The sequence below is a fragment of the Mycolicibacterium iranicum genome, from assembly GCF_002101705.1.
In the GTDB taxonomy this organism is placed as follows: Bacteria; Actinomycetota; Actinomycetes; order Mycobacteriales; family Mycobacteriaceae; genus Mycobacterium; species Mycobacterium iranicum.
Genome location: NZ_LQPC01000051.1, coordinates 1 through 23,245, shown reverse-complemented (window position 1 = coordinate 23,245; position 23,245 = coordinate 1). Strand labels below are relative to the sequence as shown.

Sequence of the window (23,245 nt, the reverse complement as noted above, 5' to 3'; positions counted from 1 at the left end):
GACTTCAAGCCCTACAGCCCGATTGGAGACGCACATGTCTACAGCAACAGCCACTCTGTATCCGCCGGAGGGCTTCGGCGCCCCGAAGAACCGTCAGGGTCATTCCACCGGCGGCGTCGTCGGTCTGCCCAAGGACACCGTGATCTTCTCGGCCGACAACCACATCTCCGTCGCCGACGACATCTTCTACGAGCGCTTCCCCGAAGAGCTCAAGGGCGCCGCCCCGCGCATCTGGTACGAGGACGGCGCCTACATGGTGGGCATGAAGGGCAAGGCCTGGACCGGCGGTGATTTCGGCCGTGTGCTGATGCAGTATGACGACCTCGCCGGCGCCGCGTCGAACAACATCGAGGCCCGCATGCGGGAGCTCAAAGAAGACGGCATCGACAAGGAGCTGGCATTCCCGAATGCGGTTCTCGCGCTCTTCCACTACCCGGACAAGAGCCTGCGTGAGCGGGTGTTCCGCATCTACAACGAGCACATCGCCGATCTGCAGGAGCGCTCCAACGGACACTTCTACGGCGTCGGCCTGATCAACTGGTGGGATCCTGCTGGAACTCGAGCCACCCTTGCGGAATTGAAATCGTTGGGGCTCAAGACGTTCCTCCTGCCGCTGAACCCCGGCAAGGACGACGAGGGCAACATCTATGACTACGGCAGCACCAGCATGGACGCGGTGTGGGACGAGATCGAGGCGGCGGGGTTGCCCGTGAGCCACCACATCGGCGAGACGCCGCCGAAGACGCCGTGCCAGAACAACAGCGTGGTCGTCGGCATGATGGTCAACGTCGACTCGTTCCGTGAGCAGTTCGCCAAGTATGTTTTCTCCGGCATCCTCGACCGGCACCCCTCTCTGAAGGTCGGATGGTTCGAGGGTGGCATCGCCTGGGTCCCCACTGCGCTGCAGGACGCCGAGCACATGCTCGCCTCCTACCGGCACATGTTCAATCACGAACTGCAGCACGACGTCAGCTACTACTGGGACAATCACATGAGCGCGTCGTTCATGGTCGACCCGCTCGGCCTGCAGCTGATCGACCGCATCGGTGTCGACAACGTCATGTGGTCCTCGGACTACCCGCACAACGAGAGCACGTTCGGATACTCGGAGAAATCTCTGGCATCCGTCGTCGCGGCCGTCGGACCGGAGGCTGCGGTGAAGATCGTGAGCACCAACGTGCAGAAATTCCTGGGTCTGCGATGACCGCGACCCTCACCACCTCGGGCGGCACTGCGCTGCTCGACGTTCCCGATTTGCCCGACCGCCATCGCATGTATCGCGAATGTGGTTCCCGTTTGCGGGATTCCATGAGCGCTAGGGGGGTCGACGCGCTGATCCTGCTCGGCAACGGCAACGTTGTGTATGCGACGGGGGCGAGTTGGCCGCTTCTCGACGCCGGCCTGTCTCACGTCGAGCGACCGGTCGCCGTCGTGCTGGCAGACGACGAGCACCCCCACCTGTTCATGCCGTTCCGGGAAGGCAGCGCATTCGATACCGAAGTGCCGGCCGACCACGTCCACGGCCCGCTTTATCTCGAATTCGACGAAGGCGTCGAATATTTCGCTACGGTGCTGGCTTCTTTGGTGCCGGCGGGTGCGGCTGTTGCGGTCGACGAGTTGACCGGAGCGATGCGGCGGGCCGCAGGCCGGCTGTTTCCCGCCGGCCCACCGTCGGACGCGGCTCAGGTCATCGGCCCCGCCAAGCTCGTGAAGACCGTCGATCAGATCGCCGCGGTCCGGAAGGCATGCCGCATCACCGAACAAGCAGTGGCCGACGTGTACCGATCGCTGGCTCCCGGCGTGCGGCAGATGGACCTGTCCGCCCAGTTCGTGCGGCGGGCTTTCGAACTCGGCGCCACCACGAACATGATCGAGGCCATCTGGCAGGTGATGCCCACCACGCGGGACAGCGGCGCGGTGTGGACCACCACCGGCGACCTGGCGTTGCCGCTGTTGCCGACGGAGAAGGAGTTGGTCGAGGGCGACGTGTTGTGGACCGACATCAGCATCACGTACGAGGGCTACTGCTCGGACTGGGGGCGGACCTGGATCGTGGGACGCGAACCCACGGACCGCCAGGAGGCACAGTTCGCGCAGTGGCGTCACGTCCTCGACGCCGTGCTGGCGGTGACGAAGGCAGGCGCGACATCCGGTGATCTGGCCCGCGCGGCGATCGCTGCCAACGGTGGTGCCAAGCCGTGGCTACCGCACTTCTACCTTGGCCACGGCATCGGCACCAACGCCGCCGAGATGCCGATGATCGGAACGGATCTCGGCGAGGAGTTCGACGACAACTTCGTGTTCCCGGCGGGGATGTTACTGGTGCTCGAGCCTGTCATCTGGGAGGACGGCACCGGCGGGTACCGCAGTGAGGAGATCGTCGTCATCACCGAGGACGGATACGAATCGATCACCGATTGCCCCTACGCCCCGTACGGGAGAATCTGATGGCCGACGAGATCGTTCCAGACGACCCGGCGCTGCGTGTCGGACGACGCGAGCGGGTGCTTGCCCAGATGGCAGCCGAGGATCTCGACGTCCTGGTGCTTGGTAGGCAGGCCAACGTGCGATATGTCACCGGCGCTCCGCAGCTGTGGGTCGCGGGTACCCGGCCGTTCGCGCCAATCTGTGTCCTGGTCCGAGCCACCGGGGACATTCACCTCAACAGCAGCTGGGACGAGGGCATCCCCGAGGAGATCGGCCACGACCACCTTTACGGTCTGGCCTGGAACCCGATGACGCTCATCGAGGTGCTCAAGAACATCGACGGCGCAGCCGAGGCCCGCCGCGTGGGGACCGACGCCATGTCTCCGACATTCGGTCAGCTGCTGCCGATGGCATTCCCGCAGGCGGAGTTCGTCGACGGTGAGACCGCGATGAAGGCGGCGCGGCGTCGCAAGACCCCCGACGAATTGCGCGTTCTGCGGGGAGCTCTGGCGGTAGCCGAACGCGGGCTTGCCGCAGCAGTTTCCGAGCTCACCGAGGGAATCACCGAGCAGGCCCTCAACGGCGTCCTGATGGAGGCGATGGCAGCGGGCGGCTTCAGCACCTCGGCCACCCAGGACGGCGTCTGGATCACCTCGCCCGAGCATTCGTGGCGAGTGGGCCGCCGTGACGGCCGGATCCGCGAGGGCGACCTGGTGGCGTTGGCTGCCGGCGCGCTGGCCGATGGCTATGTCGGCGAGGTCGGGCGGACCTGGCCGGTGGGCGAAGTCCAGGGTGCCGACAAGCTGTATCGGCGTTCGGACGATCTGTGGCAGCGGCTCCGCGATGCGTGTCGTCCCGGTGCGCCCGCCAGTGACCTGCTGAGCGCCTATGAGGCTGCCGGAGAGGCACTCCCACCGATACCGGTGGCCCACGGGCTGGGTCTGGGTTTCGACCCGCCGGTGATCTCGCCCGACCTGCCTGCCACGTCCGCTGCCGAGCGGCTCGACCCAGGAACGGTGCTGGCCGTCACGTCGTATGTGTGGGAACCGGGCCTCGGCGCGGTTTTCAGCCGCGATGCAGTCCTGATCAAGGATGACGGCCCCGAGGTGCTGACCTCCAGCCCGTCGTTCTCGGCAGCGGTGATGGGGACGGTCCATGGCTGAGCGGCCGTCGCCGGAGGAGATCATCCTCTACGAGAAGGACCCGAAGACCAAGATCGCCACGATCACGTTCAATCGGCCCGAGTTCCTCAACGCTCCGACGTCCATGGCCCGGCTGCGGTACGCCGACATCTTGCGTGCCGCCAATACGGACAACGATGTGAAGGTCGTCATCATCCGGGGAGCCGGAGACAACCTCGGCAGCGGTGCCGATCTGCCGGAGTTCATGGAGGGCAACGACAATCCGGCCGCGCGGCTGGCAGAACTGCGGTTGGAGGATGACGGGGTCGGTGAGGTCGCGTATCCGCCGAAGGGGACGTTCCGTAACGGTGCCACGATCAGCGCCTGGTACGCCAATTCTCAAGCGGGGAACCGTGCGCTGCAGGATTTCAAGAAGATCAGCATCGTCGAAGCCAAGGGCTACTGCTATGGCTGGCACTTCTACCAGTGCGCCGACGCCGACCTGGTGATCTCCTCCGACGATGCACTCTTCGGTCACCCGTCGTTCCGTTACCACGGCTGGGGTCCGCGAATGTGGACCTGGGTGCAGATGATGGGTCTGCGCAAGTTCCAGGAGATGGTGTTCACCGGTCGTCCGTTCACCGCTGCGGAGATGTACGACTGCAACTTCTTGAACAAGGTGGTCGCGCGCGATCAGCTGGAGGCCGAAGTCGAGAAGTACGCGTTGGCTTGTGCGCGAAACCGGCCGGTGGACACGGTGTTTCAACAGAAGCTGTTCTTCGAGGTGTTCAAACAACAGCAGGGTGAGTACATGGGCAGCCTGCTGTCGGCCTTCTTCGAGTCGATGGGCAACGGCGTGGCGAACGACAGCGACGACGACCTCGACATGTTCGAATCCATCGACAGCGGTTTGTCGGCGGCAGTCAACGACAATGACAGCAAGTTCCCACCTGAATTCCGGTTGAGCAAGCGCAACCGGGCCAAGAGTGACTAGGGATTCGGTGCCCGCGGTGCCAGCGCTTACCGGCTACGTCATCGTCGACCTGTCCAGTGGGATCGCCGGCGCCTACTGCACCAAACTGCTCGCCGACGGCGGAGCTTCGGTGGTCAAAGTCGAGGCGCCCGAGGGCGATCCGCTACGCGGCTGGTCGGCGTCGGGGGCGGCTATCATCGACGGCGACGACGGCGCGCTGTTCTCGTTTCTGGCCTGCTCCAAGCACTCGGTGGTGGCCGACCCCGCCACCGACGCAGAATTCGTCGACGCGCTACTCGCGGATGCGGATGCGGTCGTGTGGTCGCAGGGGCCGGGTGCGGCCCGCCACCCCGACTTCGCCCCCGCCGCGGTCCACGCGCGTCATCCGCATCTGACCGTCACCGCGCTCACTGCGTTCGGTCTCGAGGGTCCTTGGTCCGACCTTCCAGCAACGGAATTCACGCTGCAGGCGTGGTCCGGCGGAATCGTCGGTCTGGGACGCGGCACGCCTGACCGTGCTCCCGTCTACGTCGGCGGACAGGTCGGGGAGTACCTCGCGGGTGCCTATGCGACCGCGGCGACTCTGGCGTCGAGAATGCGCGGTGGCGGCGAGTTGATCGATCTGTCCATGCTGGAGACTGCGATCCTGGGCCTCACCTACTACCCGGTGAGCTACTTCGAGATGCTTGGCCGCCCATGGCGCGACGCGCGCAGGCTGACTGTCCCGGGTATCGCCCGCGCCAAGGACGGGTTGGTCGACATCGGCTGCGGCACGGCTCAGCAGTGGTTCGACCTGTGCGCGATGACCGGACACGTGGAATGGATCGACGAGGATTCGCCGTTGTCGATCACACAGCAGGCCAACGAGAAGGCCGAGGAGCTCTACGCGTGGGTCGCCGACCAGACTGTCGACGAGATCCGAGATTTGGCGACTGCGTTCAGGATCCCCAATGCTCCCGTTGCCAACGGTGCGAACGTCGAGAAGCTCGACCACTACATGACGCGCCAGTCGTTCGTCGTCAACCCCCGCGACGGGTTCACCCAGCCGGCCCCTCCGTACCGCACCACCCCGGCGATGCTGCGTCCCCCGGAACCCGCGCCGCGCCTGGGCGAGCACACCGACCTGTACCGCTCGCGGAATAGCATTCCTGGTCGCGATTCCGGCCGATCGGCAACCGGGAATGCTATTCCGCGGACAAGCGACGGGTTGCCATTCGAGGGTTTGCGGATCGTCGACATGACCACCTTCTGGGCCGGTCCGAGCTGCACCCACCTGCTCGCCATGCTGGGTGCCGACGTGATCCACGTCGAGTCCACCCGCCACCCGGACGGGACCCGGCTGATCGCAGGCATCCCGGTCACCGAGGACCGGTGGTGGGAGCAGTCGCCTATCTTCTCGGGCCTCAACACCAACAAGCGCGGCCTCACGCTGAACCTGCAGGGCGACACCGGCAGGGACATCCTCAAACGGCTGATCGGGACGGCCGACGTCGTGGTCGAAAACTTCACGCCGCGCGTCCTGGAGAGCATGGGATTGACCTATGAGGTCGTCCAGGCGATTCGGCCGGACGTCGTGATGGTACGGATGCCAGGCTTCGGTCTCGACGGTCCATGGCGCGACAACCCGGCGTTTGCCTATGTCATCGAGGCGGCGGCCGGGATCAGCTGGCTCACCGGCTATCCCGACCTGAACCCGTTCGAGCCGTACTCGGTTGGCGATCCCAACGCCGGGATCCACGCGCTCAACGCGATTCTGCTGGCACTCGAACACCGCCGACGCACCGGTGAAGGGTCGATGATCGAGGCGGCGATGGTCGATGCCGCACTCAATCTTGCCGCTGAGCAGGTGATCGAGTATTCCGCTTACGGAGCGGTGCTTCAGCGCGACGGCAATCGCGGACCCGCGGCCGCGCCGCAGAACCTGTATCTGTCCAACGAGATCGACGAGTTCGGCCGTTCCGACAGTTGGGTGGCGATCGCTGTCGCGACCGACGAACAATGGTCGAGACTGCGCTGCGCGCTGAGAGAGCCGGAGTGGGCGACCATGAGTGGGCTCGCGACCGCGGAGGGGCGTCGGACACACCATGATCTGATCGACGAGCACCTGTCGGCGTGGTGCGCCGAGCGCACCCGCGACCAGATCGTCGAAACACTGTGGGGCGCAGGAGTCCCGGTGGCCAAGGTGTTGCAGCCGCATCGGCAGACGGAAATCCCTCAGCTGACCTTCCGCGGGTTCTTCGAGTCCGTGGAACATCCCGTCAACCCGACCACCCCGCACAGCACGCTGCCGTTCCGCAGCTCGCGCGGACCGGAGCGGGTGCACACCGCGCCGGCCCCGCTGCTCGGCCAGCACAACCACGAGGTGCTCGGTGAGCTCGGACTGACACAGGACGAGATCGCCCAACTTGAGGCCGATGGCGTCATCGGCACATCGCCGGCACGCTAGCCTGCCTGTCATGGCGATCGCCCCGTCGGACATCCTTCTCACCGGCCGCGTCGCCGTCGTCACCGGCGGCGGAGCGGGCATCGGGCGAGGAATCGCACAGGGCCTGGCCGCATTCGGAGCGTCGGTGGCCATCTGGGAGCGAAATCCCGACACATGCGTCCAGGCGGCGCAGGAGGTGGGCGGACTCGGTATTGAGACCGATGTCCGCGATGCCGCTGCAGTCGACGCGGCCCTCGACCGCACCCAAGGGGAGCTGGGCACCGTCTCGATCCTGGTGAACAACGCGGGCGGCACGTTTCACTCACCGCTACTGGAGACCTCCGAGAACGGCTGGGATGCTCTGTACCGCAGCAATCTTCGTCACGTGCTTCTGTGCACGCAGCGGGTGGCCCGCCGGTTGGTCGACGCGGCACAGCCCGGCAGCGTCATCAACATCACCTCGATCGAAGGCGGCCGCGCCGCGCCGGGATACGCCGCGTACGCCGCGGCCAAGGCAGGGGTCGTCAACTACACCAAGACCGCGTCGTTCGAGCTGGCGCCGCACCGCGTCCGCGTCAACGCAATAGCGCCCGACCTCACCATGACCGAGGGGATTCAGAACCTGGCCATCGGCGACCTCTCCGGCGGGCTGGCCGACGGCATCCCGATGCAAAGAGTCGGTCATGTCGACGAAATCGCATCTGCAGCAGTATTTCTCGCATCCAATATGGCGAGTTACATCACCGGTCAGACCATCCACGTCGACGGCGGTACAGAAGCCGCGGGTGGTTGGTACTTTCACCCGGGCACCGGCACGCCGACGCTGGGATCCGCTTAGGAATCCGGCGACGGATCACCGAGTCTGCGCTTGATGGCGCCCCACGGGTCGGCGTATTGGCCCGGCTGCTTCCAATAGGCTCCCCGACGCTTCAGAACGGCGCGCACCAGGGGCGCCACGAGCGGCAGCACATACTTCGAGGGACCCGCCTGACGGGCGGCCTCGTCGATCATGTCCTGCCACGAATAGTGCTGAAACTGCAGTGCTTCCTGAGCGCGGGTGGTGTCCATCCAGTCGGTGACGAACCAGGCATCGTCGTCGTCGGGATCGCCTTTGCGTCCCGGTGCCAACCCGCCTTTGAAGCCGCGAGCTCCGGCCAGTGCCGGGGTGATGTCGCCGTACTGCTGCTTGTGAGAGTCGTCGCCCGCGATCAGCAGAATCTCACCGGCAACATCGGCGGTGGTCGCGGCCGCGAAAGCCCATGCGACGTCACGGACGTCGACGCTGTGCATCCGGTTGTCGGTCGGCAGCAGGCTTTCGAAGTACAGGGCGTCCGCGTTGAACGGAATCGCCTTCGGGTCCACGCTCAGCACACCGCCGAGGCGCAGCACGACCCATTCGAGCGACGACGCCCGCACGATCGACTCTGCTTCGGCCTTGTGCGCGCTGTACAGATCGGAGTGCCTCATCGGCATGTCCGCGGTCACCGGGCCGGTCGCCTTGTGCGGGTTGCGCGCGCCGAAGACGGCGTTACTGGACGCCTGCACGAACCGAGGGGGAGTGGGCTGGGCTTCGGCGATCTTGACCAGCGTCGCGGTGGCATCGACGTTGACGCGACGGGCGAGTGCTCGGTTCTTGTAAATCCCCGGCGGGATGACCGCAGCGAGATGGATGATGACTGACGGTGCTACGTCTCCGACGAGGCGGGCCGTCTGATCGGCGTTGGTCAGGTCAACCCAACGGACCGACACGCTCGGTGGCAGTTTCTCGGAGGCGGCACGGTTGGCAGGTGTTTCCAGATCGGCGACGACGACGGTGCGGCCGAGCTCGACGAGTCGTCGCACCGTGGCCGAACCCACAAGACCGAAGCCGCCGGTGACGAGCACCGTACCCGTCATTTATGGCCTCCCAGCTGCGGATATGACATTCTCCTCAGGCGAGAGTAGCATATCCGTCACCATGTCGGACGAGGGCGCCGAGACGGCCAAATGGGACCCCGGGTTCACCCGCCAGGTGACGGGCTGGGTCGGTCCGCTGATCAGACGATACTTCCGTGCCGAGGTTCGTGGTCTGGCTTCGATGCCGGAAAGCGGAGGCGCGCTGCTGGTGTCCAACCACTCCGGTGGCATGCTGACTCCAGATGTCCTCATCTTCGCTCCCGAGTTCTACAAGCGATTCGGGTTCGATCGCCCGCTGTACACGCTGGCGCATTACGGAGTCTTCATCGGCCCTCTCGGTGACCTGTTGCGTCGCGCGGGCGTCATCGAGGCCAGCCGCGAGAATGCCGGTAAGGCACTGCGGGACGGCGCCGTGGTGCTCGTCTTCCCGGGCGGGGACTACGACTCCTATCGCCCGACGATGACGGCCAACAAGGTCGACTTCGCCGGACGTACCGGCTACGTCCGCACGGCAATCGACGCGGGGGTGCCCATCGTGCCGATGGTGTCGATCGGCGGGCAGGAGACTCAGATGTTCCTCACCCGGGGCGATTCCATCGCGCGCCGCATCGGCCTCACCAAGGCGCGCATGGAGATCCTGCCGGTCAGCGTCGGATTCCCGTTCGGTCTCTCGGTGATCTTCCCGCCGAATTTCCCGCTGCCGTCGAAGATCGTGACCCAGGTTTTGGAGCCCATCGACATCACCGCGACGTTCGGTGAGAACCCGGATATCGACGAGGTCGACCACCACGTGCGCTCGGTGATGCAGACCGCCCTCGACGATCTGTCCCGCAAGCGCCGGTTCCCGGTAATCGGTTGAGGCCCGTGGCAGATCAATTCGGCATGCTGGCGACCCTGTGGCGGGCCGGGCTGATCGCGCCGATGCGCCCCGACCGCTATCTGCGGATGGGGCTGGCGATGCGCCGCGCCGGTCTGACCGCGACTGTCGGTTTTGCGGCTGCCGCAGCGCGCTGCCCCGACCGCCCCGGAATCATCGACGAGCTCGGCACTCTGACGTGGAAGCAGCTCGACGACCGCTGCGACGCGCTCGGTGTCGCACTCCAGAAGCACGAACCGCTCAAGCCCACTGCCGGCTCGCCGGCGACCGTCGCCGTGATGTGCCGCAACCATCGGGGCTTCGTCGAGGCGCTTGTCGGCGCCAACCGGATCGGCGCGGATGTGCTGCTGCTGAACACGTCCTTCGCCGGACCGGCGATGGCGGAGGTCATCGCGCGTGAAGGCGCCGACGTCGTGATCTACGACCAGGAGTTCGCGGCGACCGTCGACCGCGCACTCCAGGACACCCCGGACGTGGTCAAGATCCTGGGGTGGGTCGACGGTGACCACGGCGATCTGACGACCATCGAATCGCTGATCGGCAACCACCTCGGGCACCGTCCTGAGCCGGCCACCCGCAAGAGTGACATCATCTTGCTCACGTCGGGCACCACGGGAAGTCCAAAGGGCGCCAAGCGTTCTGCGGGCAGCGGGGGCTCCGGGGACCTCAAGGCGATCCTCGATCGGATCCCGTGGCGTGCCGAGGAACCGATTGTGATCGCCGCGCCGATGTTCCACGCCTGGGGCTTCTCGCAACTGCTCTTCGCCGCGTTGCTGGCCTGCCCCATCGTCACCCGCAGGAAGTTCGACCCGGCCGCCACACTCGCCTTGATCGACCGCCACCGCGCAACCGGTCTTGCCGTCGTCCCGGTCATGTTCGACCGCATCATGGACTTGCCCGATGAGGTGCGCAATCGCTACAGCGGCAAGTCATTGCGCTTTGCCACGGCCTCGGGATCGCGGATGCGCCCCGACATCGTCACCGCATTCATGGACCAGTTCGGCGATGTCATCTACAACAACTACAACGCCACAGAAGCCGGCATGATCGCCACGGCGACGCCGGCAGACCTTCGCGCGGCACCGGACACCGCGGGCAAGCCCGCCGACGGTACCGAGCTTCGCGTTCTCGATGCCGACCAGCGCGAGGTGCCCGCAGGCGAGGTGGGGCAGATATTCGTCCGCAGCGGAACGCTTTTCGATGGTTACACCTCGGGTTCCACCAAGGACTTCCATGACGGGTTCATGGCCACCGGGGACATGGGTTATCTCGACGACGCGGGTCGACTGTTCGTGGTCGGACGCGATGACGAGATGATCGTCTCCGGCGGGGAGAACGTCTACCCGATCGAAGTCGAAAAGGTCTTGGTAGCCCACCCGGAGGTGGCTGAGGCGACCGTCCTGGGTGTCGACGACGCGGAATACGGCCAGCGCCTGGCCGCGTTCGTCGTGCTCACCGACGGCGGCGCGGCGACCGTCGACGATCTGAAAGCGCATGTGCGCGCCAATCTGGCCAATTACAAGGTGCCGCGCGATATTACGATGCTGGGGGAACTGCCGCGCGGAAGCACCGGCAAAATCCTTCGCAACGAACTGCTCGGTCGCTGAGTCAGCGGCCGCCGGCGGGTGCCGGTGCCATCGCGGTGTCGACGGAGCTCGCGGGCGGCAGACCGCACGCACGCCGCAGCTCGTCGAATGCGTGCACCATCGCGTCGGTGGATTCGTGCGGATCAGCGAATGTGCGGTCGTCGGTCAACACCGCGATGTCGAGCTGATCGACATAGCTCCACACCGTCATATTGAATGCACTGCCCGCGGAAAGCACGCCGACAGAGTAGATTTCGCTGACCGGGGCGCCGCCGATGTGTCCGCGCTGTCTGGGTCCGGGGACATTGGAGATCGCGACGTTCATCAGCCGGTTGTGGTCGGCGCGCTTGGCTTGGGCTCGAAAGAGCGCGGGCGCCAACGGGGGCGGCAGGTACTCGAGCATCCTGCCCTGGAGTGTGGGGCCGAGCAGCTCGTTGTTCTCCTTGGCGCGGGTCGTCGCCACGGACGTGAGCTTAACCCGTTCCAGCGGATCGTCGATGTGGACCGGAAGTGACACCATCATTCCGCCGATCTCGTTGCCGGTAATTCGATCGGTCGATTTATCCGTCGCGACAGGAACCGTCGCCATGAGGGGACGATCTGCCCTCCCGTCGTAGCGCATCAGCAGCTCGCGAAGCCCACCGGCGGCAACGGCCAGGACGACATCATTGAACGTCACCCCAAGGTGTTTCGTCGTCTCCTTGATCTCGGCAAGCGACAGCGTGGCGGTGGCGAAGGTTCGGACAGGCGAAACCACGTGATTGAGGAAAGTCGGCGGTGCGTTGAACGGTTTGGCCAGGTCGGGGATCGTGCGGCGTTCCTTGGCGCGTCTGCGCAACCGGGTCATTCCCCGTGCGGCGTCGGCGAGCAGACCGGGCAGTTCCGCGATGTTCCGGAGATGGTCGACCTGCGCATCCCACAGCAGATCCTTCGCCGACGGCTCCGCACAGGCGGGCGGCGGCTGGTCACGCTCGTCCTGGGGCATGTCAACCAGATCCATGAGTCGCGCAAGCAGATTCGCCGAGGCCACCCCGTCGGCCAGCGTGTGATGCACCTTGCCGATCAGGGCGAAGCGATTATCGGCCATCCCTTCGGCGAAGTGGAACTCCCACAGCGGCTTGCTGCGGTCCAACGGTGCGCTGGCGACTTCCCCGATGACTCGGTCGAGTTCGCGACGCCCACCCGGTGCGGGCACCTGGACGCGTCGAAGGTGGTAGTCCAGGTCCACCGGGCAGTCCTGCAGCCACATCGGGTGATGCAGCCGCCCGGGGATGTCGATCAACCGGTAACGCAGGGGATCGAGCAGGTGGAGCCGGCGGGCCACGGTTTGCCGGAAGGCATCGAACCCGTAGTCGCCGTCATAGGAGTCTGCATCGATCACCGCCACCTTCAAGGTGTGCGTGTGCAGGTTCGGGGTCTCGCTATACAACAGCATGGCGTCCATACCGTTGAGCCGCTTCATGGTGAACCATGCAACCATTCGCGCCCCATGATCACGGTGGATTGGCCGAATGTGACCAGCCCAGATGCCCGAACGCCGTCAGGTGCCGCTGCGGCCACGCGGGAGATCTCCTGTGGCCGGCGGCTTTTCTCGGCGCCCGGTCGGCGCCGCTACTTCAGGCAGCTGCCACCGTCGACCGGCAGCGTGACGCCGGTAATGAAGCGCGCCTCGTCGGAGGCCAGGAACAGCACCGCGTTGGCGATGTCCTCGGGCTCCACCCAGCCGATGGGCAGCGTGTGCATGAGCTGGCCAATCACCTTCATGTCGTCCGGGCCGGGGTTCTCCAGGTCGGGCCGGAACAACTTCATCGTCGGCTCGTTCATAAACAGCGGGGTGTTCACATTCGTCGGATGCACGGAGTTGACGCGAATGTTCTGCGCGCCGAGTTCGACGGCGAACGTCCGCATCAGACCGACGACACCGTGTTTGGCGGCGACATAGTGGCCAGTGTGCGGGTAGGCCTTGAGTCCGCCCACAGAACTGGTCAAGATGATCGAGCCGCCATTGCCTCCGGCAATGATGTGCGGCACACCGGCTTTGACGGTCTTCCAGACACCCGAGAGATTCACGGCGATCATGTCCTCCCAGTCGGGCTCGCCGGTCTTGTCGAGTGTCTGGCCGCCGTTGCCGATGCCGGCGTTGGCAACGATGATGTCGAGCTTCCCGAACTCTTCGACGCCCGCGTCGACGGCTGCTTTCAATGCGTCGAAGTCGCGAACGTCGACCTCGGCGGTGTGAATTCGCCCGCCCGCGTTCTTGACCAGATCGGCGGTTTCGGCGAGATCCTCGGGCGTGGACAAGGGGATCAGCACGCTGTCGATCTGCTTGCAGATGTCGACGGCGATGATGTCGGCGCCCTCTTGGGCCATCCGCACCGCGTGCGCCCGTCCCTGTCCGCGCGCCGCACCGGTGATGAAAGCGACCTTGCCTTCTACACGTCCTGCCATGTGTTTCCAGTCCTTTGAGGTGTCGAGGTGTTGAGGTGGTGGTGATTTCAGGAGACGAACGTCGGCATGGATTCCCAGCCGCGCACTGCGGTGGTCTGGGAAGGCGTGGCGTTGGCCCAGTCAACCTCCCACGTCGGAAAGCGCTTCAGGATCTCCTCCAAAGCGATGCGGCCTTCGAGCCGGGCCAGGGCGTTGCCCATGCAGAAGTGGGTTCCGGCACCGAACGTCATGTGGGAACGCAGTTCCCGGTGGATGTCAAAGACGTCTCCGTTGGGCGGGAACCTGCGATGGTCTCGATTCGCAGAACCGACGAGCATCAGCATCGCCGACCCCGCGGGCACGGTCTGGCCGTAGTACTCGACATCGCGGGTGACGTAGCGGGCGATCTGCAGGGCGGGCGGCTCCCAGCGCAGGATCTCCTCGATCGCCTGCGGTATCAAGCTAGGGTCGGCCGCCAGTTCGGCGCGCTGATCCGGGTAGTCGGCGAGAGTCTTGCCCGCCCAGCCGATAAGGCGGGTGGTGGTCTCGCTGCCCGCGGTCGCGATCACGGTCAGGTACATCAGCAGCTCTTCCCGGCTCAACCTGCGGCGGGTGCCGGTTTCGTCTTCGAACTCGGCGTTGAGCAGATCGGTCATGATGTCGTCCGACGGGTGCTCAGTGCGGTAGTCGATAAACTCGGCGAAGACTTCGCCGGTGGCCATCAGATCCACCGAGTCGCTCTGGAGAGTGGCCTCGCCGTGGTCGGTGACGCGTCGCTGATCTTCTTCTGGGATCCCCAGCAGCATGCCGATCACACGCATCGGCATCTGCGCGCCGAGATCTCGGACGAAATCGAATTGGTCAGTTCCCGCTAGCGGATCCAGGCACCGCGCGGTGAACTCGCGGATCTGCGGCTCAAGAGCCTGCACCTTGCGCGGCGTGAATACCCGGGAGAGGAGGTTGCGATGGATGTTGTGGATTGGCGGATCCTCGAAAATCAGTGTCCCGGGCGGGATCTCCATACCGGACTTGATGATTTCCAACACGGCACCGCGGCCCGAGATGAAGGTCTCGTGGTCGATGACGCCCTTGTTGACGTCTTCGTATCTGCTCAGCGCGTAGAAGTCGTGCTTGGAGTTGTAGTACAGCGGTGCCTCTTCCCGCAGGCGGGCGAACACCGGGTAGGGATTCATGTTGAGTTCGACGTTGTACGTGTCGTAGTACAGGTCCTCCGTCGTCGCATCCTGCACGTCGGAGTTGTCAGCGCTGATCGTCACGTGGTCCCTCTCGCTGGATCAGTCTTCGTAAGACATCGGGCTGCCATTTGTCTCACAACTGTGGCATTGCCGACGCGCGGGTGTCAATGCCAAACTCCTGTGGCGCAATTGCAGCTCTCCGATGTGAAGAATCATCTTCTCGTACAACGGGCAGCGTGAAAAGCACCGAATCAATGAGAGCACGCTCTGGTTGCGAGGAGAGCGTGATTCTGACCAAAAAAGAGTAGGGTTCTCGCCCTAGTCGGCACAGAATCCGAAGGCGCAGAAGTCCCAGACTTCATCCGCGGTGATGGGGTGGGACCCGTCGCCGTCACCGCTGGACTGCGCGACGAACATGACCGTCTGCATCGTCATTGCGGCCATGCGCTTGGGGTTGATCCCTTCGCGCAACTGGCCGGCCTCGCTGGCCTCTTCCATCAGCTCGGTCAGCAAGGCCAGCAGTGGTGCGTGGGCCACCTTGACCTCTGAAGGATGTGACACGAGCAGGCGCGGCGCGAAGTCGGTGAACAGCGGCCGCTTGGCAGAAGGGTCCGGGCGCGAAGACTCGAAAAGCAGCTCAATAGCCACCTTCAAGCGCTCGATGGGGCTTTCCTGTCCGGAGGTGGCGGCCCGGATCTGGTCGGCCGACCGACTCAGGGCGTCCTCGAACAGGGCGAGCAAGAGCTCGTGTTTACCGTCGAACTGCAGGTAAAAGCTGCGAAGCGACTGGCGCGAGCGGTCTACGACCTCCTGCACCGTGAAGTCGGTGCTGCCCTTTTCGATGATGATGGCCTGCGCGGCGTCGAGGAAGCGCTGCACGCGCTGGGCGGCCCGCAGTTTCGCGGTTTTGATCGAACGCTCGACCGCGCGCTGCTTCCACGCGGGCTCTTCGCTGGGATTCGTCACCGAGGGCTCAGATGCAGGCCGACTGGGGAGAACATGAACTGACTGTACCGGAGAACGCCTTGCCATAGCGGTCCTCGACCCCCTCTCGGTCAACGTGTCAGAGATTGAAACTTCCTCTTGGCGAGAATAGTATTCTCATTTTGGCGATAACAGAAGGCCCAGATCTTTGGCTTGGCGGGCTACCCGGCCTTCACCTGCTGATTTTCTACCTCCCGGACCCGAGGACTGCCGTGTACATCGACTATGACGTGACCGACCGGATCGCGACCATCACCCTCAATCGGCCGGAAGCAGCCAACGCGCAGAACCCGGAACTGCTCGACGAACTCGACGCCGCGTGGACGCGTGCCGCCGAGGACAACGAGGTTCGGTCATCGTGCTGCGGGCCAACGGCAAGCACTTCTCGGCCGGCCATGATCTGCGTGGGGGCGGCCCGGTCCCGGACAAGATCACGCTGGAGTTCATCATCCAGCACGAGGCCAGACGCTATCTGGAGTACACCCTGCGCTGGCGCAACGTCCCGAAGCCGTCGATTGCCGCCGTGCAGGGTCGCTGCATCTCCGGTGGTCTGCTGCTGTGCTGGCCCTGCGATCTCATCGTCGCGGCCGACGACGCACAGTTCTCCGACCCTGTCGTGTTGATGGGTATCGGCGGCGTGGAATACCACGGCCACACGTGGGAGCTCGGGCCTCGCAAGGCCAAGGAGATCCTGTTCACCGGCCGCGCCATGACCGCAGACGAGGTGGCAGCCACGGGAATGGTGAATCGTGTGGTGCCGCGCGATCAGCTCGACAGCGAGACCAGGGCGCTGGCTGAACAGATCGCCAAGATGCCGCCGTTCGCTTTGCGCCAGGCCAAGCGCGCTGTCAACCAGACGCTGGACGTCCAGGGCTTCTACGCCGCGATCCAGTCGGTGTTCGATGTGCACCAGACCGGACACGGCAACGCGCTCAGCGTAGGGGGCTGGCCGGTTCTGGTGAACCTCGAAGAGATGAAGGCCAACATCAAGTAGGTGCCGATTCGATTCGCACCGCGAGCGCGCGTGTTAGCACAGCGACACGCGGGCGCAGCGCGGCACTGAGGGCGCGCTCGCTGATTGCGAGCGTGCGCGAAATGCCATCAACCACCGGCGTGTTGGCGAGCAGACGCGCGCGCTCGCGGTGCGGCGGCGCTAGAGCTGGGCCAGGCGGGGGACGGAGCCGCGGGCGCGCAGGCCTGCTCCCGCCCGTCGCGTGAGTTCTCTTGAGCTACCCAATAATCCGTCGAGCACCAGCACCCTCTTCACATGGTGCTGAAGTGCGTGCTCCTCGGTGAAGCCGATACCGCCGAGCACCTGCTGGCAGTGCTTGGCCGCAGTCAGCGCGGCCTTCCCTGCGGCCGCCTTGGCCAGCAGGGCTGTGAGGTCCGGGTTGTCTGCCCCGGGCAGGGTCAGCGTCGCCTCGGCACCTTCGATCGCGACCAGCGTCTCGGCGAGCCGATGCCGTACCGCCTGGAACGCGGCGATCGGCTTGCCGAACTGCGTGCGGTCCAGTGCATGTTGCCGAGCCAGCGCCAGCATTGCCCTCGCCGAGCCGACCAGCCACCAGCCGACGGCAACCCGCGCCTCGGCCACGCGGATGGGGTAACCCTCTTCTTCTCGGCGCAATGGCAGCCCGCCGAGCGTGGGGTCGAGGCTTTCAGGACTGATTCGGTCCCACACCACCCATGCATTGCCGGCGTACGGCAGCGGCAGTTCCACCGTGTCGCCAATCGTATTCCCGGTCGCATTCAGCACGACATCGACGAGAATCGAAGCGTGGGAGCCAGTTTCGCCGAGCAGGCGAAAGTATAGCGGGATCGCCAGCTCGGGCACCTCGGTCAACATCTCGGCCCAGCCCAGGTCTGTCAGCGCCGCGTCGAGCGTCGGCCCCGACGACGACAGCATGGTCTTGCGCAACGATGCTTCGAGCATCTCGAGCGACTCCCGATCAAGCTGAGCGGTCACGGTCACTCCTTCCCGAGGTCGAGCAGGCGGCGGGCGATGATGTTGCGCTGCACTTCTGCGGTTCCCCCGTAGATCGTCGCAGCGCGCGAATACAGGTACTCCGTTCGCCATTCCGTGTCGTCGAGTTCGATGACACCCGGCAGAAGATCTCGGACGGTGTCGTAGAGCCGTTGCTCGGCGCCGGCCAGCAGCACCTTGTCGATGGAGGTGTCCGGACCGAGCTTGTGGCCCTCACCCAGCCGGTGCTGGGTGGCTCGGGATCGGCAGCGCAGGGTGTGCAGGGCCAGGTAGGCCTCTCCCATGTCGGAATCGATGGCTTGGCCGTGGCTGCGAACCTCGTTGACGAGCGCGTCGAGACGCGAGTACAGATACGCCACGCGCTGCCAGAAGCAGGTGGACCGCTCGTAGGGGAGGAGGTCCATCGCGAGCTTCCAGCCGTCGCCGGGCTCGCCCAGCATCCGGCTCGCATCCACCTCGACGTCGTCGAAATAGACCTCGCAGAACTCGTCGACGTCGTGCATGGTGCGCAGTGGACGGACCGAGATGCCCGGGGTGTCCAGATCGACGAAGAAAGCCGTGATGCCCTCATGCGCAGGGGTGTTCGCATCGCCGGTGCGGGTGAGCAGGATGCACCGGTGGGAGAACTGCGCGAAACTGGTCCACACCTTCTGCCCGTTGATGACCCACTTGTCTCCGCGCTTCACCGCGCGGGTCGTGAGCGAGGCCAGGTCGCTGCCGGAGCCTGGCTCGGAAAACCCCTGGCACCATTGCTCTTCGCCGCTGAGCAGCTTGGGCACCATCTCGGCGGCCAGCTCGGGTTGTGCGTAATCGATCATCGTCGGTGCCAGCACCTCGAGCATTGAGTACGGTCCCGGCTCGGCCAGCCGCCTACCCACGACCTCTTCGCCGACGATGGCTCTCAGCATGGCGGGACCACCGAGGCCGCCAGCGTGCTCCGGCCAGCCGTAGCGGCTCCAGCCGGCGTCGTAGAGCGCCCGTTGCACCCGCGCGAACTGCCGGATGTGGCCCTCGAGCGAGTGGTCGTCCACCACCGGGGTCAGATCGTTTTGATCGAGCCAGTCACGCAACGCGGTACGGAACGCGGCGGGTTCGTGGAGCTCAGTGCTCATCCGGCTTCGGGCCTCCCGATCGCATGGGGGCGTCCGGAGTCGTGGTCGCCGCTGCGCCGGATGAACGTCATGGCACGGGTTTTCAGCCGCCACCCGGCTTCGGTGCGCAGGTAGGTGTCGTTGTAGTAGCCGATCCGCATATCGTGCTTGGAGTGCTCGATGAAGCACAGCGGCTGGGTGCCGCTTGCGGTGTCGGCGCCGTCGACCAGGTCCACCAGTGCGGTACCGGTCATGAACAATCCCTTGGGCGCCGCGTCGACGAGCACGGGGAAGCGGTTCAGCGTGTAGGTTTCCCCGAACGCGCTGTAGGTGCCGTCGGGTGTGAAGACCTCGACCAACCCTTCGACGTCACCCTGGGTGATCGTCACCGCGTACTTGGCGAGGAGCTGCTGGATCTCGACGAGATCCTCAGTTCGTGAGCTCATTCTTGAAGACCTTACCGTCCTTCATTACAAAGTTGACATCCCGTGTAACGGTGATATCGGTCAGCGGGTCACCGGGCACGGCGATGATGTCCGCGATATAGCCCTCGGCGAGACGCCCGAGCGTGGTGGAGCGGTTGATCAGGTCGGCGGCGACGACGGTAGCGGCGCGCAGGACCGCGGCAGCCGGCATGCCCCAGTCGACCAGCGTGACCAGTTCGTCGGCGTTCTTGCCGTGCGGGATGGCCGGCGCGTCGGTGCCCACGGCGATCTTGACCCCGGCCTCGTAGGCCGCCTTGATGGACGTCCGCGCCTTTGGGAACATCTCAGCAGCTTTGTCCTGCAACTCTTTCGGAGCGCGGGATACATCCATCGCCTCAGCGAGACGCCGGGTCGTGACGAGAAACCGGTCGTTGTCGACCAGCATTTGGATGGCCTCGTCGTCCATCAGGAACCCGTGCTCGATGCAGTCGATACCGCAGGCCACTGCGTGTTTGACTGCCTCGGCTCCGTGAGTGTGCGCTGCGACGCGCAGGCCGCGACGGTGCGCCTCGTCGACGATGACACGTAGTTCCTCGTCTGAATAATGTTGTGCGCCGGCCTCTCCGGTCAACGACATGACACCGCCCGAACAGCACACCTTGATCAGCTCAGCGCCATGTTTGATCTGATAGCGCACCGCCTTGCGGATCTCGTCGACACCGTTGGCGATACCCTCCTCGATCGTCAGCTCGAGGACGCCCGGCATGAAGGCCGCGAACATCGTCGGGTCGAGATGGCCGCCAGTCGGCGTAATGGCATGCCCCGCGGGGATGACGCGCGGGCCGTCGATCCAGCCCGCCGCAATGGCTTTACCGAGTGCGACGTCGAGGAGATAGCCACCCGTCTTGACGAACAGGCCGAGGTTGCGCACCGTCGTGAACCCGGCGCGCAGTGTTCGGCGGGCATTGCCCACCGCCCGCAGCACGCGGGTGGCGGGGTCGTCCTGAACCTGCGACAGACCAGGGTTCTCTCCGCGCCCGCCCATCAGGAGGTTGACCTCCATGTCCATCAAGCCGGGCAGCAAGATGGAATCGCCGAGGTCGATTTCGGTTGAGCCGCTGGGTGTCTCGCCGCCGATGCCGACTATGTGTCCATCGGCGACGTGGATGACGCCGGGCCGGATGATTTCTCCGGTGTCGACGTCGATGTAACCCGCGGCTTTGAGCGAGAGCGGTGGCGGAGAGGACACCCTTAGACCACCGGCTCCTTGATGAGTTTGATGTAGGCCGCACCACTGTCCAGAACCCGCGGCTGCTTCCAAACCTCGACAGGAAAGCTGACCATGACTATCGACTGTCCCAGATGTACCAACGCCTTGGCGTCGTCGGGCATGCCCTTGAGCGGGAAGCGCGCGTCCACATAGACCATGATGTCTTCCAGCCTTGCCATGCCGGCATCATAGAGCTCCTGCATTTCGTCCATCGTGGAGCTGAGCCGCTTCTGGTAGCGCTCCTCTTCGGTGGGCAGGCACCAGTCGCTGAACCGCTCCAGGTCGGCGAATTCCTCTGGCAACTTAGGCATGTGCAGATTCCTTCTCCCTCGTGTCGACAGCCCCGTTGCTGTTGGCGAGGGACTCCTTGTACCTGTCCACGTACTTGTGTGCCGTGTGGTGTAGGTGCCGCAGGAGAATCTCCTGATCGCACAGCGGGAAGTCCAGAACTGCTCGCGTGCCGATCTGGGTCTGCGTGGCCTCGAGAGTGTTGGCGTCTTGGAATGCGTACTCCTTGAACGTTACCGCGGCCAACTCCTGGGAGAGCCGCTCGCGCAGGTTCTTCGGTGGCACGAAGTACAGGTCGGCCTCGAAGATGTGGCTGTCCACTCCGGTGGGCCAATAGTTGTAGGTGAGGTACCAGCCGGGAACCCAGAACAGCAGCGTGAAGTTCGGGAAGAACTCGAACGAATCCTGCCCCCAGGTCTTGTGGCGGCCCGGGTTGATCGCGGGCGGCAGTTCGTCAGGCTGAATTCCCTTGATGTCGGGTCGATCCCACGGTCCGAACAGGCCGCTGTGCAGGATGCGTTCGATAGGCTTGACCATCTTCAAGTCCTTCGGCGGGCTCATGCCGCCCCAGGACGAGATCATCGAGTGATCGCCCTTGATGTCGTAGTGCAGCGCCTCGAACCCGAACTTGGCCAGCTTCTCGGCCTCCTCCTTCTCCGCCTGCTTCATATGCAGGATTGGCGCGTGGTAGAACTCGACGAACGCGTCGATGAACAACTTCCAGTTCGCCTTGACCTCCGAGCGATAACTGTAGTGTTCGGTCATCTCGTGGAATGGATATCCCTTGAGGCCCTGGCCGAATTCGCCCAGGTACTCCTCCAACGAGACGGCGTTGTCGTCGAAGTTGACGAAGATGAAGCCTTCCCAGACCTCGCACCGCACCGGCTTGAGTGGGTAGTCGGCCTTGTCGAGGTCGAAGAACTCCTGTTCCTGCTGGACGAATGTCAGGTCGCCCTGCAGGTTGTACCGCCAGGCGTGGTACTTGCAGACGAACTGACGGCAGGTCCCGGATGTCTCCTCGCCCGGGTAGTCGTTCCATACCAGTTTGTTGCCACGGTGCCGGCACAGGTTGTAGAACGACCGGATCTGCTCGCCGTCGTTGACGATGATGATCGACACGCCCGGTCCCACCGACGGCAACTCGCGGGTGATGTAGTTGCCCTTCTTGGGAATCAGCTCGATGCGGCCCATCTGTAGCCACGTCTTGCGGAAGATGGCCTGCTGCTCCAGCTTCCAGTGCTCGGGGTCGATGGAGTCCTCGTAGTTGACCGGAGCAGTGCCGAGTTCGGGCCAGTTCTCGGTCCAGCTGCCGACATCGGGCTTCTTGAAAAATGCCACGGTGGCTACCTCTCTGCTTCCATGTTGACGTCGGGTTCGACGCCAAAGGTGTTGATCGCCATGGCCAGAGAGCCATAGCAGCCGATCGTGAAGACGAGATCCATCAGTTGGCGCTCGTCGAAATGCGCCGTCAGCACCGACCACGTGGCATCGGAGACGACCGAGTCGTGCTGCAGCTCGTCCACGGCGGACAGCACGGCGCGGTCGAGGTCGTCGGACAGCTCGCCGCGTTCGATACCGGCGATTTCGTCGTCGGAGAGTCCAGCCTCGCGCCCCATGTCGACGTGGTGGCGCCACTCGTACTCGCAGTTGGTCAGGCGCGCGACCCGCAGGACAGCCAGTTCGCGGATGCGTGCCGGCACCGTCGATCCGTACAGCAGGTGAAAATTGAAGCGCAGAAACGCCCTGGTGAGCTGGGGGTGGCGCACCAATGTGGCCACCAGATTTCCCGTCGCTTCCGGATTGTGCCGCTCCGGAGGCATGAGTCCGCTCAGCGCATTGGTGACGCTGTCGTCCCACTGATCGGCGGGCAGTGGGGCAAGTCTCACCGCCAACCTCCTCTCGCTCATGAGAATCAGGTTCTCATATTTCGCCAATAGATTTCCATCTTTCGGCGACGTCGTCAACGTCCGAGGTCAGGGGCTCCAGCGTGAGGGGCCTCCGGAAAGTCCGATTGACGCTGCCTGCCAGGCATGTTGTCGGTTGGACACATTGATTCTCGCTGATGGAGAAGATAGTTTCCTTAGCAGGAGAACAACAGCCCGAATCGCATGCCCGCTGCGCACGGCCGTGCGGACGAGAGGAATGGTCCCGTGAACCGAGATGACATGATTTTGATCAGCGTGGATGATCACATCGTCGAGCCGCCGGACATGTTCAAGAATCATCTGTCGAAGAAGTATTTGGATGAGGCGCCGCGGTTGGTGCACAACGAGGA

At 64.5% G+C, this 23,245-nt stretch carries 20 protein-coding genes and 1 pseudogene; 9 read left to right on the top strand and 12 right to left on the bottom strand.

Annotation, left to right across the window (positions count from 1 at the left end):
• Positions 1–34: 34 nt before the first annotated feature.
• From AWC12_RS25235 to AWC12_RS25210, 6 genes are read left to right on the top strand one after another with little or no spacing between them, the layout of a single operon-like run.
• Positions 35–1,204, top strand: coding sequence for an amidohydrolase family protein (locus AWC12_RS25235; RefSeq protein WP_085177801.1), 1,170 nt, complete (start codon positions 35–37; stop codon positions 1,202–1,204).
• Positions 1,201–2,448 carry a M24 family metallopeptidase gene (locus AWC12_RS25230; protein ID WP_085177799.1) on the top strand — a complete coding sequence of 416 codons (1,248 nt, stop codon included), beginning with the start codon at positions 1,201–1,203 and terminating at the stop codon, positions 2,446–2,448. Before AWC12_RS25235 ends, AWC12_RS25230 begins: the two co-directional genes overlap by 4 nt.
• Positions 2,448–3,590 carry a M24 family metallopeptidase gene (locus AWC12_RS25225; RefSeq protein ID WP_085177797.1) on the top strand — a complete coding sequence of 381 codons (1,143 nt, stop codon included), beginning with the start codon at positions 2,448–2,450 and terminating at the stop codon, positions 3,588–3,590. The genes AWC12_RS25230 and AWC12_RS25225 overlap by 1 nt, the downstream gene beginning before the upstream one ends.
• Entirely contained in the window at positions 3,583–4,542 is a 960-nt protein-coding gene (locus AWC12_RS25220; protein WP_085177795.1) for an enoyl-CoA hydratase/isomerase family protein, read from the top strand. Before AWC12_RS25225 ends, AWC12_RS25220 begins: the two co-directional genes overlap by 8 nt.
• Positions 4,543–4,549: 7 nt before the next feature.
• The gene (locus AWC12_RS25215; RefSeq protein WP_085177793.1) at positions 4,550–6,967 is read left to right on the top strand and encodes a CaiB/BaiF CoA-transferase family protein; all 2,418 of its coding nucleotides are present in this window, start codon (positions 4,550–4,552) and stop codon (positions 6,965–6,967) included.
• 10 nt (positions 6,968–6,977) lie between these two features.
• Complete coding sequence (locus tag AWC12_RS25210; RefSeq protein ID WP_085177791.1) at positions 6,978–7,784, top strand: SDR family NAD(P)-dependent oxidoreductase; 807 nt, start codon at positions 6,978–6,980, stop codon at positions 7,782–7,784.
• Here AWC12_RS25210 and AWC12_RS25205 read toward each other — a convergent pair.
• Positions 7,781–8,842 (bottom strand): NAD-dependent epimerase/dehydratase family protein, encoded by a 1,062-nt coding sequence (locus tag AWC12_RS25205; protein WP_085177789.1) that lies wholly within the window; start codon positions 8,840–8,842, stop codon positions 7,781–7,783. The genes AWC12_RS25210 and AWC12_RS25205 overlap by 4 nt on opposite strands.
• Positions 8,843–8,903: 61 nt before the next feature.
• On the opposite strand from AWC12_RS25205, the gene AWC12_RS25200 reads away from it, so the two are divergent.
• Both AWC12_RS25200 and fadD12 read left to right on the top strand, forming a co-directional pair.
• Positions 8,904–9,701, top strand: coding sequence for a lysophospholipid acyltransferase family protein (locus AWC12_RS25200; RefSeq protein WP_234814155.1), 798 nt, complete (start codon positions 8,904–8,906; stop codon positions 9,699–9,701).
• Between the two features lie 23 nt (positions 9,702–9,724).
• Positions 9,725–11,326 carry an acyl-CoA ligase FadD12 gene (gene fadD12, locus AWC12_RS25195; RefSeq protein WP_036465706.1) on the top strand — a complete coding sequence of 534 codons (1,602 nt, stop codon included), beginning with the start codon at positions 9,725–9,727 and terminating at the stop codon, positions 11,324–11,326.
• A gap of 1 nt (position 11,327) precedes the next feature.
• Here the strand turns inward: fadD12 and AWC12_RS25190 are convergent, their stop codons facing one another.
• The 4 genes from AWC12_RS25190 to AWC12_RS25175 all read right to left on the bottom strand — a co-directional run bounded on the left by AWC12_RS25190 (position 11,328) and on the right by AWC12_RS25175 (position 15,960).
• The gene (locus AWC12_RS25190; protein ID WP_085177890.1) at positions 11,328–12,767 is read right to left on the bottom strand and encodes a WS/DGAT/MGAT family O-acyltransferase; all 1,440 of its coding nucleotides are present in this window, start codon (positions 12,765–12,767) and stop codon (positions 11,328–11,330) included.
• A gap of 149 nt (positions 12,768–12,916) precedes the next feature.
• The gene (locus AWC12_RS25185; RefSeq protein ID WP_085177785.1) at positions 12,917–13,753 is read right to left on the bottom strand and encodes a mycofactocin-coupled SDR family oxidoreductase; all 837 of its coding nucleotides are present in this window, start codon (positions 13,751–13,753) and stop codon (positions 12,917–12,919) included.
• 47 nt (positions 13,754–13,800) lie between these two features.
• Positions 13,801–15,009, bottom strand: coding sequence for a cytochrome P450 (locus AWC12_RS25180; RefSeq protein ID WP_085177783.1), 1,209 nt, complete (start codon positions 15,007–15,009; stop codon positions 13,801–13,803).
• A gap of 237 nt (positions 15,010–15,246) precedes the next feature.
• A complete protein-coding gene (locus tag AWC12_RS25175; protein ID WP_081660099.1) occupies positions 15,247–15,960 on the bottom strand; it encodes a TetR/AcrR family transcriptional regulator in 714 nt (237 codons plus the stop codon).
• Positions 15,961–16,124: 164 nt separating this feature from the next.
• Between AWC12_RS25175 and AWC12_RS25170 the strand changes: the two are divergent.
• Positions 16,125–16,906: pseudogene (locus AWC12_RS25170) on the top strand (enoyl-CoA hydratase).
• 159 nt (positions 16,907–17,065) lie between these two features.
• Here the strand turns inward: AWC12_RS25170 and AWC12_RS25165 are convergent.
• From AWC12_RS25165 to AWC12_RS25135, 7 genes are read right to left on the bottom strand one after another with little or no spacing between them, the layout of a single operon-like run.
• Positions 17,066–17,845, bottom strand: a complete 780-nt coding sequence (locus AWC12_RS25165) for an acyl-CoA dehydrogenase family protein (RefSeq protein WP_036465708.1) — start codon at positions 17,843–17,845, stop codon at positions 17,066–17,068.
• Between the two features lie 35 nt (positions 17,846–17,880).
• Positions 17,881–19,008 (bottom strand): acyl-CoA dehydrogenase family protein, encoded by a 1,128-nt coding sequence (locus tag AWC12_RS25160; RefSeq protein ID WP_085177781.1) that lies wholly within the window; start codon positions 19,006–19,008, stop codon positions 17,881–17,883.
• Positions 19,005–19,433 (bottom strand): nuclear transport factor 2 family protein, encoded by a 429-nt coding sequence (locus AWC12_RS25155; RefSeq protein ID WP_085177779.1) that lies wholly within the window; start codon positions 19,431–19,433, stop codon positions 19,005–19,007. Before AWC12_RS25155 ends, AWC12_RS25160 begins: the two co-directional genes overlap by 4 nt.
• Positions 19,417–20,661: a metal-dependent hydrolase family protein gene (locus AWC12_RS25150; RefSeq protein WP_085177777.1), complete on the bottom strand. Its 1,245-nt coding sequence runs from the start codon at positions 20,659–20,661 to the stop codon at positions 19,417–19,419. Before AWC12_RS25150 ends, AWC12_RS25155 begins: the two co-directional genes overlap by 17 nt.
• 2 nt (positions 20,662–20,663) lie before the next feature.
• Positions 20,664–20,993 (bottom strand): hypothetical protein, encoded by a 330-nt coding sequence (locus AWC12_RS25145; protein ID WP_085177775.1) that lies wholly within the window; start codon positions 20,991–20,993, stop codon positions 20,664–20,666.
• Positions 20,986–22,308: an aromatic ring-hydroxylating oxygenase subunit alpha gene (locus AWC12_RS25140; protein WP_024448264.1), complete on the bottom strand. Its 1,323-nt coding sequence runs from the start codon at positions 22,306–22,308 to the stop codon at positions 20,986–20,988. The genes AWC12_RS25145 and AWC12_RS25140 overlap by 8 nt, the downstream gene beginning before the upstream one ends.
• Positions 22,309–22,313: 5 nt before the next feature.
• Positions 22,314–22,856: a carboxymuconolactone decarboxylase family protein gene (locus tag AWC12_RS25135; protein ID WP_085177889.1), complete on the bottom strand. Its 543-nt coding sequence runs from the start codon at positions 22,854–22,856 to the stop codon at positions 22,314–22,316.
• Between the last annotated feature and the right edge of the window lie 389 nt (positions 22,857–23,245).